This is a genomic window from Kitasatospora sp. NBC_00458, from assembly GCF_036013975.1.
Lineage (GTDB): Bacteria > Actinomycetota > Actinomycetes > Streptomycetales > Streptomycetaceae > Kitasatospora.
Map to the genome: position 1 here is coordinate 2,367,596 of NZ_CP107904.1, position 13,467 is coordinate 2,381,062.

The window sequence follows — 13,467 nt, forward strand, 5'->3', positions numbered from 1 at the left end:
GGAGCGGGCGGTCCGGCACGGGCTCCGGTCGACCCGATGGGGCCCGCACCATGACCGTGAGCAGCACCCGGCCCGGCCCCGCGCCGCACGCCACCACCGCCGAAGCGGCTCCCGCCCCGCCACCGTCACGACCCGTCACCACCGCCCCGGCGGACGCGCCGGGGACCTCCCCGCCCCGGACCCCGGCGGCCGCGCCCGGAATCGCACCGGGCGCCGCACCGGGCGCCGCCGCCTACCGGCGGCTCGGCGAACTCATGCCGGCCCTCCGGGTGCACTGCGCCCCGCCGCGCACCGGCCGGGGCTGGATCGCCGGAGCCGACCTGCTGGACCGCCCGGAGGCCCTGCGCGACCTGATCTCCCACGACGTCCGGCAGGGCCTGGCGCGCTACGGGCAGCCGCTGCGCCCGGACGTGGCGGCCGGGTTCGGCCTGCACCGGTTCGTCTGGCCGGTCGCCCTGCTGTTCACCCTGCCGTGGTTCCTGGAGCGCCGGGTGCCGCTGCTCACCCCCGCCGACGTCTCGATCCGGCGCCGCACCGGCGAGCTGACGGTCCGTCCCGGCCCGTTCGTCTGCCTGCCGGACGACCCGGCGGCCACCCTCGCGGCCGCCCTCGCGGCCGCCCCGTGGACCCCGGGCGGACCCGCCCCGGTGGCCGCGCCCGCGGGTGCCGGGCACCGGACCGGCGTCCGCACGGTGCCCGACGAGGTGGCGCTGGCCGGCGAACTGCGCTCCGCCCTGGCCGACTTCCTGACCCCGGTGCTGGCGGCCTTCCGGCCGGAGGTGCGACGCGGTCCCCGCACGCTCTGGGCGATGGCGACGGACGCCGTGGTCGAGGGCCTCTGGCACGCCGCCGGGCTGCTCGACGAGGAGGAACGCGCCCGTGCGGAGCTGTCCGCGCTGCTCGCGCCGGGGTTGAACGACGCCTGCCCGGCGCCGGATCGCGCGCCCTTCGCGCCGGGCGCCGGATTCACCGCCCCCGCGTCCGGCTCCCCGGTTCACTCCGACCGGTGCCGGGCCAGTTGCTGCCTCGTGTACACCGTCCGGGCCGAGGAGATGTGTGCGGGCTGCCCCCGCGTCACGCGAGGTTGACGGCGGTCCCCTGGGTACGGCGGGGGGCGGGCCCGCTATTCCGGGAAATACCGACGCAGAAATAATAGGACGATGCGACTTATCCCCCGCCAGAAATCCCTCTCGCCAGCGCATTGACAGCGAATCAGCCATTCTCCGGCCGGGCATCGGTCATGATGGTCCCCGCCATCACGGCGCAGGAATTGCGACGCAGGAAAGCGAGGCTGGTCCAGGCGATGAAATTGTCCGACATACCGCTTGGTTGGGCCGTCACCGGCGTTGCGGTGCTGCTGGTCAGCGCCCTGCTGGTGGCCCTGGCCCGGAGCCGGGGATCCGCCACCGGATCGGGTGCCGCGGATTCCTGGGAGCGTTCCGAGGAACGCCGCCGCCGCAAGGAGTCCCTGTACGGCGGGGCCTCGTACACGCTGCTGTTCTGCTGCGCGGCCGTCGCCGCCGCGCTCTCCTTCCACGGGCTGGTCGGTTTCGGGGTGCAGAACCTCAACCTCTCCGGCGGGTGGGAGTACCTGGTCCCGTTCGGCCTCGACGGGGCGGCGATGTTCTGCTCGGTCCTCGCCGTCCGCGAGGCCAGCCACGGCGACGCCGCGCTCGGCTCCCGGCTGCTGGTCTGGCTCTTCGCCGGCGCCTCGGCCTGGTTCAACTGGGTGCACGCCCCGCGCGGCTTCGGCCACGCCGGCGCACCGCAGTTCTTCGCGGGGATGTCGCTCTCGGCCGCCGTGCTGTTCGACCGGGCGCTGAAGCAGACCCGCCGGGCCGCCCTGCGCGAACAGGGGCTGGTCCCCCGCCCGCTGCCGCAGATCCGGATCGTCCGCTGGATGCGCGCGCCGCGCGAGACCTACGCGGCCTGGTCGCTGATGCTGCTGGAGGGCGTGCGGAGCCTGGACGAGGCGGTCGACGAGGTCCGCGAGGACAAGCGCGAGAAGGCGCTGGACAAGGAGCGGCGCAAGCTCGCCGGCCGCCGCGAGCGGGCCGAGATCCGGGCGATCAACCGCACCCACAGCGTCTGGCGCCAGCGCGGCGGCGGCTCGTCAGCGGGCGCCCGGCAGCTGGAGCCCGGCCCGGAGTCCGCCATAGCGGGCGGCCCCGGCGGCACCGGGGCCGTCGACGGCGCGTCCGCCGAGGGCACGGCCGTCGAGGGGACGCCGGCGCAGCCGGGCCTGCCGGCCCGCCCCGAGCGGCGCACCGTCGACCTCACCATGGAGGAGGACACCGTGGCCCTGCCCCGGCTGGACTCGCTGGAGCGCAAGCTGAAGGACCTGGAGCAGCAGTTCGGCTGAGGCCCCCGGTCCCGCAGGTCCCCCCGGTCCCCCGGTCCCCCGGGTCCCGGCGGCCGACGGCGCCGCCCTCGGCCGCCGGGTCCGACACGGCCCGGCCCGGGTCGGCCCCGACCCCGGCCCCGGTCAGCCCTCGGCCGCCCCGGCGGCGGTCGCCGCGACGGCCGGGGCCACCGTGAGCTCGAACCACATCCGCTTGCCCGAGCCCCGCGGCTCCACGCCCCAGCCGTCGGCCATCGCCTCGACCAGCATCAGCCCGCGCCCGGAGGAGGCCTGCTCCCCCGGCGTGCGGCGGGTCGGCCAGAGGTCCGACTCGTCCTCCACCTCGACCCGCAGCCGGGCCCGGCCGCCGTCCGCGGCCGGCTCCCGGTAGAGCCGGGCGGTGAACATCGCGTCCCGGTCGGTGTGCCGGATCGCGTTGGTGACCAGCTCGGAGGAGAGCAGCTCGGCCGTGTCGATCAGCTCGGCCACGCCCCAGCGGCGCAGCGCGTCGCGCAGTTCGGCGCGGACCTCGGAGATCCGGGCCAGGTCGGCCTGGCCGATCCGGCGGCGCAGCTGCTGGGCCGCGAGGCCGCCCTCGGGACCGTCCCAGCGCAGCAGCAGGAGCGCTATGTCGTCCTCGCGCTCGCTGGAGTCGGCGGCCTGGGAGGCGATCCGGTCGGCCAGTACCTCCAGCGGGTCGCGGCCGGCCCGCACCGGGTCGGCGAGCGGTTCGGCGAGCACCGAGGTGAGCCGGGCGATGCCCTCGTCGAGGTCCATGCCGCGCGACTCGACCAGGCCGTCGGTGCAGAGCAGTACGGTCTCGCCCGGGTCGAGGCTGAACCGGGTGACCCGGTACTCCTCGTCCGGGGCGATGCCCAGCGGCAGCCCTCCGGCGACCGGGACGGAGGTCGCGGTGCCGTCCGCGCGCCGGACCACCGGGTCGAGGTGGCCGGCCCGGACGGCGTAGACGACGCCGTAGTCGACGTTGACCTCGGCGTAGGTGCAGGTGGCGAAGTGGTCGGTGTCGAGGTCGGCGAGGAACCGGGAGGCGCGGGCCATCACCGCGGCGGGCGGGTGGCCCTCGGCGGCGTAGGCGCGCAGGGCGATCCGGAGCTGGCCCATGATGCCGGCCGCGTGCACGTCGTGGCCCTGGACGTCGCCGATCACCAGGCCGACGTGGCCGCCGGGCAGCGGGACGACGTCGTACCAGTCGCCGCCGATCTGCAGGCCCGAGCCGGCCGCCAGGTAGCGGACGGCGGTGGTGACGCCGGGCACCGAGGGGACGGTGCGCGGCAGCATGACCCGCTGGAGGCCGGCCGCCAGCTCGTGCTCGGCGTCGTGCAGCCGGGCCCGGGCGAGCGACTGGGCGACCAGGCCGCCGAGGGTGGAGAGCAGGGTGCGCTCGTCGGCGTCGAGCTGGCGGTCGTCGTCGAAGCTGACCACGCAGACGCCGATCGCCCGGCCGCTGGCCACCAGCGGCAGGAAGGCCCAGGAGCTGCGGCTGGTCCGGCGGGTCTGCTCCCAGACGTCCGGGTAGCGCTCGCGGTACTCCTCGCGGCTGGCGCAGAAGACCGGCGCACGGTTGCGCAGCGACTCGGCGGCCGGGTGGGCCGGCGGCAGCACCGAGCGGTCGTAGCCGGCCAGCTCCTCGGCGCGGTAGCCGGAGGCGCCGAGGATCTGCACCCGGCCGGCCTCGAACGAGGCCAGCACCAGGCCGTCCGGCGGCAGGCCGGGGAGCGGCAGTTCGGTGAAGACCCGGGCGACGTCGCGGACGGTGACGGCTTCGGAGAGGGCCCGGGCGGCCTCCTTGATGAAGCGGGAGCGCTCCTCGCGCAGCAGGGCCATCCGGTCGGCGCGGTCGCGCTTGTGCAGTTCGACGGTGGCGTCCCAGACGAAGCCGACCATCCGGGAGGCGCGGCCGAAGGCGTCGGCGAGGACCCGGCCGCGGAAGCGGACGGCCCGCATGGTGCCGCTCGGGCCGACCGTGCGGTAGTAGGCGCCGCACTGGCCGAGCTCGGCGACGGCGCGCTCGACCCGGCGCCGCACCACGGGGGCGTCCTCGGGGTGGAGCAGGGCCAGGAAGGAGGCGGAGGTGCGGTCGAAGCGGCCCTTGTCCGCCGTTTCCAGGCCGACGATCGTGCAGGCCCGCTGGTCGCCCTCCAGGACGTCGCGGCGGATGTCCCAGTCGAAGGAGCCGATGCCGTTGGCCGCCATCGCCGGTTCCAGCCAGTCCGGCGTGGAGTCGCTCTGGGAGACCGGCAGGCCACCGGAGAGCATCGGCGCCAGCCGCCCGGCGGCCAGGCCGGGAGCGGTGCGCAGCGCGTGCCGCCGGGCCGTCTGGGCGGGGGGCCTGGTCCGCCCCGACCCGGTGGTGGACGGGCCGGGCGGGAGGGCGGGCCCCGGTGACTCGGGCTCTGTGGGCATGCTGCTCCTGCCGCTGCCGTGGCGGACCGCGCCGACCGTCCGGACGGGCCGCGTGGCGGTGTGGTGGGTGGTGCTCGGTGGGTCGGTGCCGACGGACGATGGTCAGTCGAGGTGGGGTTTCCCCGCCGCTTCTCGCACGTGGACACACATTCCCACCATCCTGGCCAATGTTCGGCCCAGCGGCAATGGCAACGGGCCGGAAATCTTGGCGTCGACCTTGGGTTCCGGGCATCGTTCGACAGCGAACGGTGTTCCGGTCGGGTCAGGCCGGGGCCGAGGCCAGCTCGAACCAGGTGACCTTGCCGTCGCCGCGGAGGTGGACGCCCCAGGAGTCGGCCAGTGCCTCGACCAGCAGCAGCCCGCGGCCCGAGGTGGCGTACTCGGCGTTCGGGTCGCGCCGGCGGCCGGGCAGCCGGGCGGTGCCGTCCTGGACCTCGATCCGCAGCCGCAGGTCGGCGGTGAGCACCGCGTCGAAGACGGCGCCCTGACCGGTGTGCTGCAGCGCGTTGGTGACCAGCTCGGAGGAGAGCAGCTCGGCCGTGTCGGCCAGCTCCGGCACGCCCCAGTGGGCGAGGGCGGCGCGCAGCCTCCGGCGGACCGCGGCGACGGCGACCAGGTCGGCCGCCTCGACGGCGAGGTGGAGCCGGCGGTGCAGCGCGCACCCCGGGGCCGGCACGCCCTGGCGGGCCGCGCCGGTGGCGCCCGCCGTGCCGGCGGTGCTCGTGGCGGCGGCCGTGCCGCCCTGTCCCATGGGCCGGAAAACGCCCCCCGAACCCGTCCGCTGCCGCGGGAATCGCGACTGTCCGTCCATCACCCCTGCCCCCGCCCTCGCTCCGGGGCCCCGGGCCGGATCCCCCGCCGGCCGGGTGGCCCCCCTCGTTCTGACCACCCATCCTCATGCCCACCTTTCGGCATTTGGAACAGTGCACGGGCGATCACCTGGGGTGAAAGGGGCACGGGGCCGTTGGCGTGATCCAACTGCCCTCGGCGGACAGGTTTGCGAAGCATACGAGCCGTTTTCGAGCCCTGCCGCCCGGCCGCGCCCGCGACACGCCCGGTCCGATCGCGGCTCCCGGCGAGCCGAACGGCGCCGGAGCCGCAACGCTGGACAGGGCGGCCGGGTCCGGGTTCAATGGCCGAGGATGTTTGAACGGCGTTCTAACTTCGCATCCGAACGCCCGGAGGCACCGAGAACCCGCCCCGGCCACCCCCACCCCCCATTCCTCACCCCCACCCCTCCCGGCGACCGCGAGCGAGGAACCGTGCGACTGACCCCCACCGAGCGGGACCGGCTGCTGATCTTCACAGCAGCCGAGCTGGCCCGCGCCCGCCGCGCCCGAGGCCTGCGCCTCAACATCCCCGAAGCCACCGCACTGATCGCGGACACCGTCTGCGAGGCCGCCCGCGACGGCCGGCGCCTCGCCGAGGCCGTCGAGGCCGGCCGCTCGGTGCTCGGCGCCGACGACGTGCTGCCCGGCGTGCCCGACGTGGTCACCGTGGTCCAGGTCGAGGCGGTCTTCGAGGACGGCACCCGCCTGGCCGTGGTAGACGACCCCTTCCGGGGCGCCGGCTCGCTCGGCGACGAGGCCCCCGGCGGCGCGCTGGCCGGCGACGGCGCGGGCTACGACCCGGTCGAGGAGACGGTCGTGCTGCCCGTCCACAACACCTCGGCGGTGCCGATCTCGGTCACCTCGCACTTCCACTTCTTCGAGGCCAACCCGCGGCTGGCCTTCGACCGCGCCGCCGCGTACGGCACCCACCTCGCGGTGCCGGCCGGCTCCTCGGTCCGCTTCGACCCGGGCGCCACCGTCGAGGTCGGCCTCGTCCCGATCGGCGGCGGGCGGGTCGCGATCGGCTTCGCGGGCCTGGTGGACGGCCCGCTGGACGCGCCCGGCGCCCGGGAGGCCGCGCTGGCCAAGGCCCGCGCCACCGGGTACCTCACCGGCTTCGACGACGCGGAGGTCGAGTCGTGAACGCCATCAGCCCGCACGACTACATCTCCGTGCACGGCCCCCGGGCCGGGGACCGGGTCCGGCTCGGCGACTCCGGCCTGATCGTCCGGGTCGAGTCCGACTCGCAGGCACCGGGCGACGAGTTCCTGGCCGGCTTCGGCAAGACCGCCCGCGACGGCCTCCACCTCAAGCCCGCCGCCGTCCGCGACACCTGCGACGTGGTGATCAGCAACGTCCTGGTGATCGACGCGGTGCTGGGCGTCCGGAAGACCTCGATCGGCCTGATCGGCGGCCGGATCGCCTCGATCGGCCGGGCCGGCAACCCGGACACCCTGGACGGCGTGGACGTGGTGGTCGGCACCGGCACGACGATCGTCTCCGGCGAGGGCCTGATCGCCACCGCCGGCGCCATCGACACCCACGTGCACCTGCTGTCGCCGCGGATCATGGAGGCCTCCCTGGCCTCCGGCGTGACCACGATCATCGGCCAGGAGTTCGGCCCGGTCTGGGGCGTCGGCGTCAACTCGCCCTGGGCCCTGCGGCACGCCTTCAACGCCTTCGACGCCTGGCCGGTCAACATCGGCTTCCTCGGCCGGGGCTCCTCCTCCGACCCGGCGCCGCTGGTCGAGGCCCTCGCCGAGGGCGGCGCCTCCGGCTTCAAGGTGCACGAGGACATGGGCGCGCACACCCGCGCGCTGGACACCGCGCTGCGCGTCGCCGAGGAGTACGACGTCCAGGTCGCCCTGCACACCGACGGCCTCAACGAGTGCCTCTCCGTCGAGGACACCCTCAGGGTGCTGGAGGGCCGCACCATCCACGCCTTCCACATCGAGGGCTGCGGCGGCGGGCACGTCCCCAACGTCCTCAAGATGGCCGGCGTCCCCAACGTCATCGGCTCCTCCACCAACCCGACCCTGCCCTTCGGCCGGGACGCGCTCGGCGAGCACTTCGGCATGATCGTCTCCGCCCACGACCTCAAGACCGACCTGCCCGGCGACGCCGCGATGGCCCGCGACCGCATCCGCGCCGGCACCATGGGCGCCGAGGACGTCCTGCACGACCTCGGGGTCATCGGCATCACCTCCTCCGACGCCCAGGGCATGGGCCGCGCCGGCGAGACCGTCCGCCGCACCTTCGCCATGGCCGGCAAGATGAAGGCCGAGCTCGGCCCCCTCGACGGCACCGGCTCCTACGGCACCACCGAGGGCGGCGACGACAACGAGCGCGTCCTGCGCTACATCGCCAAGCTCACCGTCAACCCGGCCATCGCCCATGGCCTGGCCCACGAGGTCGGCTCCATCGAGGTCGGCAAGCTCGCCGACATCGTGCTGTGGCGCCCCGACCACTTCGGCGCCAAGCCCCAGCTCGTCCTCAAGTCCGGCTTCCCCGCCTACGGCGTCGTCGGGGACCCCAACGCCTCCACCGACCGCTGCGAACCCCTCGTCCTGGGGCCGCAGTTCGGCGCCCACGGCGCCACCGCCGCCGACATCTCGGTCGCCTTCGTCTCCCAGGCCGCGGCCGACGGCGCCTACCTCGACCGGGCCGCGGACGGCCTGCCCACCCGGCGCCGGCGCGTCGGCGTCCGGGGCACCCGCGGCATCGGCCCCGCCGACATGGTCCGCAACGCCCGGACCGGCCGCGTCGACGTCACCGAGACCGGCCTGGTCTCGCTGGACGGCGCCCCGCTGCGCTCCGAGCCCGCCGACAGCGTGTCGCTCAGCCGCCTCTACTTCCTCTGACTTCCCCTGACTTCGCCTGACTTCCTCTGACGCCGACCGACCCGACCGACCCCGACCGCCCTCCTCCCAAGGACACGAAGATGACCAGCCCCACCCCCGCCTCCCTCGGCTACCGGATGCCCGCCGAGTGGCACCCGCACGAGCGCACCTGGATGGCCTTCCCCACCGACAACCCGACCTTCGACACCCCCGAGCACCTGCATGCGGCGCGCGAGGCCTGGGCGGCGGTCGCCAACACCGTCGTGCGGTACGAGCCGGTGACCCTGGTCGTCAACACCGGCGGGACGGCGGAGGCGCGCAAGTACGTCGCCGAGCAGGTCGAGATCGTCGAGCGCCCGCTGGACGACGCCTGGATGCGCGACATCGGCCCGTCCTTCCTCGTCGACGGCGAGGGCGGCCTGGCCGCCGCCGACTGGGTCTTCAACGGCTGGGGCGCCCAGTCCTGGGCCCGCTGGGAGAACGACCAGCACGTCGCCGAGCACGTCAGCGAGCTGACCGGGGTCCGGCGGTTCGCCTCGCGGCTGATCAACGAGGGCGGCGGCATCCACGTCGACGGCGAGGGCACCGTGCTGGTCACCGAGACCGTCCAGCTCGGCGAGGGCCGCAACGCCGACTGGACCAAGGAGGAGGTCGAGGCCGAGCTGCACGCCTTCCTCGGCACCACCAAGGCCGTCTGGCTGCCGCGCGGACTCACCCGCGACTACGACGAGTTCGGCACCCGCGGCCACATCGACATCGTCGCCTCCTTCGTCCGCCCGGGCGTCGTGGTCGCCCACGTCCAGCCCGACCCGGCGCACCCCGACCACGAGGTGTGCAAGGAACTGGTCGGGATCCTGCGCGCCTCCACGGACGCCCGCGGCCGGCAGCTGGAGGTCATCGAACTCCCCGCCCCCACCGTCCTGCTGGACGAGGACGGCGAGCCGGTCGACTACTCCTACATCAACCACTACGTCGCCAACGGCGTCGTCGTCCTCTGCGCCTTCGACGACCCGCGCGACGAGGAGGCCGCCGCGGTCCTCCGCGAGGCCTACCCCGGCCGCACGGTCGAGCTGGTCGACGCCCGCGAGATCTTCGCCAACGGCGGCGGGATCCACTGCATCACCCAGCAGCAGCCGAAGGCCTGACCTCCGCACCGCTGTGCCCGGCCGCCGGAAGCGGCGGCCGGGCACAGCGGCGGGTGGCCGCCTACCGGTGGTACCTCCCCAGGTCGTCGGTGGTGAGGCCGTGGGTGCTGTGCATCGCGATGGAGCTGTAGGAGGAGCGGAGGGCCCGCAGCTGGGCCAGCCGCTCCCGCTCGGCGAGGACGCCGTCGAGGTTCTCGGTGGGGCGACCGCTCCGGCGGTGCAGGAGGAACGCCAGTCCGGTCACGATCACCGCCAGCCCCGCGAACAGGGCGATCAGTGCGGCCATGGACACCCCCTCGGGTCGGGTTCGTGCTGCCGGTCGGGATGATTGGTACGTACCCGTAGGAACACCGTCCGAACCCGTTCCCGTCCCGCTCCGTGGCGCCCCGGACACGGCCGGTATCGTGAAGGGCCGCCGCGGGTCTCCCGTGCGCGCCGCACAGGCACCAGAGGAGCAGGACAGATGGCGGACCCCCGCCCGCGCCGACCGGCGCGCCCCCGCGAGGAGGTCTTCGCCACCGCGCGGGCCGCGATCGCCGAACACGGGCTGGCCGGGCTCACCATGGCAAGCCTCGGCAGACAGCTCCAGATGAGCGCCGGCCACCTGCTCTACTACTTCGGCAGCAAGGACCAGCTCCTGCTGGAGACCCTCCGCTGGAGCGAGGAGCAGCTCGGCGCCCGCCGCCACGACGTGCTCACCGACACCACCAGGGACACCTGGGAGCGGCTCGCCGGGTACGCCGGGCTCTACCTGCCCGAGGGGCCCGGCGACCCGCGCTGGATCCTCTGGGTCGAGGTGTGGGGCCGCTCCCCCGCCAGCGAGGAACTGCGGCAGGGCCAGCTGGAGATCGAGGCCCCCTGGCAGGCCGACCTGGTCGCCCTGATCGAGGAGGGCACCGCCGCCGGCCGCTTCGGCCCCGGCGACGCCGCCGAACGCGCCAGCCAGATCCGCGCCCTGCTCGACGGCCTCGCCGTCCCGCTCGCCCTCGGCCTCACCGGTGCCCGCCGCACCCGCGCCCTCCACCTCGCCCGGTCCGCCTGCGGCACCCTGCTGGCCGCGGCGCCCGCCTGAGCGGGCCCCGGGCGGCCCCCGCGACCGGGCCCGGGCGGCCCGGCTACTCCGTCCAGACCGCGGCGGCGGTGCGGTCGTCCGCGTAGCCCTTGGCGCGGACCTGGACCTGGCGCAGGAAGTCCACCGTGCCCGGCGGGTGCGGGTGCGCCCAGTGCGAGGCCAGGAAGTGCGCGACCGCCGGCTCGTCGGCGATCGGGCGGGCCAGGCCCGGGGCGCAGAGCAGCAGGATGTCACCCGGCGTCGCCGGGACCATCCGGAAGCGGAACGGGCGCGGACCCGGCGACTGCCCCTCGGGCACCGGCGGCTGACCGTCCGGGTGGTGCAGCAGCCGGGCCGCGTACGCGTCGATCCAGTGCCCCGAACGCAGCAGGTACAGCCCGCCCGGCCCCACCCCGAACGCCGCGCGGTACCCGGCCGCCGGGTCGAGCGGGAGCAGCATGCAGTGCAGCGAGACGGGCGACGGCTCGGCCTCCGCGTCCGGTCCGGCCCCGGGCACCGCGTCCGGTACGAGCGCGCGCAGCGGGGCCGCCGCCCCGGTGGAGAGCCGCTGGAGTCCGTAGCGGAGCCGGTCCCGGGCACCGTCGCGCAGGTCGGCGGCGAGGCCGGGGCGGCTGCGGCCGATCGCGCCGGCCAGCTGCCGGCAGGACTCGGCGGCCGCGGTGGCGACCTCCTCCGGGGTGGGCCCGCCGGCCGGGCCGGGCCGGTCGAAGCCGGCGAGCACGGCGAGCAGCAGGCCGTCTGCCCCCTCCCCGAACCGGGTCACCAGCAGGGCGTCGCGCCGGGGCTCGCCCCGGTAGCGGGCCGAGTCGCCGCGGACCGAGGCGGCGCGCAGGGTGGTGGCGGCGTACTGCGCGCCCTCCAGCACGGTGTCGGCGACGACGGAGCCCAGCGCGCCCGGGTCCGCCTCCGGCACGGCGGTCGGCTCGGGCCCGTACGTGGGCGGCCGCTCGCCGACGTGCGGGACGGCGGGCGCGGTGCCGCTTCGCCCGGCCCGGACGGCGGGACGGGGCGCGGGCGGCGCGGGGGCGGGTGCGGGCGGCGCGGGGACGGCCGGCGCGGGGGCCGGGGTGGGGTGCTCCACGACGACCGGCTCGGGGGCCGCTTCGGGCTCAGGCTCGGGCTCAGGTTCGGGTTCGGGTTCGGGCTCGGGTACGGGTTCGGGCTCAGGTACGGGTTCGGGCGCGCGTTCAGGGGTCGGCTCGGGGGCCGGGGCGGGCTGCTCGGGGGCCGTCGGCACCGCCTCGGACACCGGTTCCACCACCGGCGTCGGCCCCGGTCCTGCCTCGGCCCCGGGCTTGGGCCGGGGTTCCGGCACGCGGGCGGCGGCCGGGTCCGGGGTCCGCGGGTCGGTGCGCTCCGCCGCTGGTCCGGGCTCCGCCGCCGGTCGGAACTCCGCGCCCGCCTCCCGCTCCACCGCCGGTACCCGTTCCGGTGTCCCGGACCGCTGCGCCGAACCGTCCTCCGCCCAGGCGGGGGCCGGGAAGCGGCGGGTCTCGTGCGGCTCCGGACCCTGCGGGCTGATCACGCCGACCGCCGTGTCGAACCAGTCGTCGATGCTGTCCCGCTCCAGCACCTGGGTGTCGGCCGCCGGATCCGCCTCGACCGGCACGGCAGGCACGGCCCTCTCCGGCTCGGCCGCCACCTCCGCCCCCTCGACACCGGCCCCTTCGACACCGGCCGTCTCCGGACCGGCCGTCTCCGGACCGGCCGCCTCCGGAGCGGCCGGAGCCGGTGCCGGGTCCCCGCCCCTCTGGTGCCCGATCAGTCCGGCCGCCGTCTCGAACCAGTCGTCGACACTGCCCTCCCCCGGGGTCGCGTCCGGGGTGTCGGGAAGGGTGCCCGCCGGGCCCGCGTAGACCGCGTCCCACCAGCCGTCGTCCGGCCGGGGCTGCTGCGCGGGTGCACCCTGCTTGGTCATCTGGCGGCTCCTGGTCGTTCCGTGGTCGCGCCGCCCCCGGCGGGCCGGGCTCGACGTCATTGTCTCCAAGGGCAACGACGCTGTCCGGGTTTCGACGACAACCACACCCACATCGGCCGATAACGATCACCGGGTTCGCCGTCCGTTTCGCTTCCGTTCCTCCCGTGCTCGACCGAACCGCCCCGACCAGGGTGTTTCCGGGGGATTCCGGCCCGTCGGCCGCCGAAAGTGAGAGACCGGGAGGGGGCTCGCTTCACTCGTTCGGCTGATTAAATGTGCGCATGACCGCGTCGGCCCCCAGCACCTCCCGACCGGGGAGGGCCGTACTCACGGGCCGCCCGGTGGGCGTGCTGTGGATCCTGCTGCTGGCCGGACTGCTCACGGCCCTGCCGTGCGCGGGCCACGCCAGGGCGGTCACGACCGAGCGGCCGGACGCACCGGTGGCCGCCCCGGCCGGTCCGCTGGCCGGTCCGCCGACCGGCCTCCGCATCGCGTCGGCCACCGCCGCCGCGGCGGTCACCGGCCACCGGCACCACACCGCCACCGGCCCGGACGGCACGCCGCAGACCGTCGGCGAGCGCGTCCGCGCGGAGAGCCACCGGCACTGGACGTGGTGCTCGGTCGACGGCGATCCGCCGCACCGCGACAACGGCTGCTCCGGTCACCCGTACTGCGCCCAGGACGCCCAGCTCCCCAATCCGCCGCCGCACCCGCAACCCGCCGCGGCGCCCCTGCCGGCGTCCCCCGAGGCGCCGCCCCGGGTGGTGCCCGCAGGGCTGCTGGTCGGCCCGCACCCCGCGCCCGACCTGCACGAACTCCAAGTACACCGGTCCTGAGCGGAACCCGCCGCCGGCCCTCCCCCGCCTCCCGCCCGCGCTCCGGCGCGAGTCGGCGGAC

11 protein-coding genes are annotated in these 13,467 nt (G+C 75.9%); 7 read left to right on the top strand and 4 right to left on the bottom strand.

The annotated features are described in order from the left end of the window. The first annotated feature begins 50 nt into the window (after positions 1 to 50). On the top strand, positions 51 to 1,088 hold the full coding sequence (locus OG550_RS09135) for a (2Fe-2S)-binding protein (protein WP_442905962.1): 1,038 nt from the start codon (positions 51 to 53) through the stop codon (positions 1,086 to 1,088). 215 nt (positions 1,089 to 1,303) lie between these two features. Beyond that, positions 1,304 to 2,362, top strand: coding sequence for a DUF2637 domain-containing protein (locus OG550_RS09140; RefSeq protein ID WP_327676183.1), 1,059 nt, complete (start codon positions 1,304 to 1,306; stop codon positions 2,360 to 2,362). Between the two features lie 123 nt (positions 2,363 to 2,485). Here the strand turns inward: OG550_RS09140 and OG550_RS09145 are convergent, their stop codons facing one another. Both OG550_RS09145 and OG550_RS09150 read right to left on the bottom strand, forming a co-directional pair. Next, positions 2,486 to 4,765, bottom strand: a complete 2,280-nt coding sequence (locus tag OG550_RS09145) for a SpoIIE family protein phosphatase (RefSeq protein WP_327676184.1) — start codon at positions 4,763 to 4,765, stop codon at positions 2,486 to 2,488. A gap of 262 nt (positions 4,766 to 5,027) precedes the next feature. Beyond that, complete coding sequence (locus OG550_RS09150; RefSeq protein WP_327676185.1) at positions 5,028 to 5,516, bottom strand: ATP-binding protein; 489 nt, start codon at positions 5,514 to 5,516, stop codon at positions 5,028 to 5,030. Between the two features lie 511 nt (positions 5,517 to 6,027). Between OG550_RS09150 and OG550_RS09155 the strand changes: the two genes are divergently transcribed. The 3 genes from OG550_RS09155 (at position 6,028) to OG550_RS09165 (ending at position 9,580) form a co-directional block, all read left to right on the top strand. Next, positions 6,028 to 6,738: an urease subunit gamma gene (locus tag OG550_RS09155; protein WP_327676186.1), complete on the top strand. Its 711-nt coding sequence runs from the start codon at positions 6,028 to 6,030 to the stop codon at positions 6,736 to 6,738. Continuing rightward, on the top strand, positions 6,735 to 8,456 hold the full coding sequence (locus tag OG550_RS09160) for an urease subunit alpha (RefSeq protein WP_442905963.1): 1,722 nt from the start codon (positions 6,735 to 6,737) through the stop codon (positions 8,454 to 8,456). The genes OG550_RS09155 and OG550_RS09160 overlap by 4 nt, the downstream gene beginning before the upstream one ends. Positions 8,457 to 8,536: 80 nt before the next feature. After that, a complete protein-coding gene (locus OG550_RS09165; RefSeq protein WP_327676187.1) occupies positions 8,537 to 9,580 on the top strand; it encodes an agmatine deiminase family protein in 1,044 nt (347 codons plus the stop codon). Between the two features lie 61 nt (positions 9,581 to 9,641). Here OG550_RS09165 and OG550_RS09170 read toward each other — a convergent pair whose 3' ends face one another. Beyond that, complete coding sequence (locus tag OG550_RS09170; protein ID WP_327676188.1) at positions 9,642 to 9,866, bottom strand: hypothetical protein; 225 nt, start codon at positions 9,864 to 9,866, stop codon at positions 9,642 to 9,644. A gap of 177 nt (positions 9,867 to 10,043) precedes the next feature. On the opposite strand from OG550_RS09170, the gene OG550_RS09175 reads away from it, so the two are divergent. Beyond that, positions 10,044 to 10,652 (top strand): TetR/AcrR family transcriptional regulator, encoded by a 609-nt coding sequence (locus OG550_RS09175; RefSeq protein WP_327676189.1) that lies wholly within the window; start codon positions 10,044 to 10,046, stop codon positions 10,650 to 10,652. Between the two features lie 43 nt (positions 10,653 to 10,695). On the opposite strand, the gene OG550_RS09180 is transcribed toward OG550_RS09175, so the two are convergent. Further along, entirely contained in the window at positions 10,696 to 12,570 is a 1,875-nt protein-coding gene (locus OG550_RS09180; RefSeq protein ID WP_327676190.1) for a hypothetical protein, read from the bottom strand. Positions 12,571 to 12,851: 281 nt separating this feature from the next. On the opposite strand from OG550_RS09180, the gene OG550_RS09185 reads away from it, so the two are divergent. Then, complete coding sequence (locus OG550_RS09185; RefSeq protein WP_327676191.1) at positions 12,852 to 13,406, top strand: hypothetical protein; 555 nt, start codon at positions 12,852 to 12,854, stop codon at positions 13,404 to 13,406. Positions 13,407 to 13,467 lie beyond the last annotated feature (61 nt).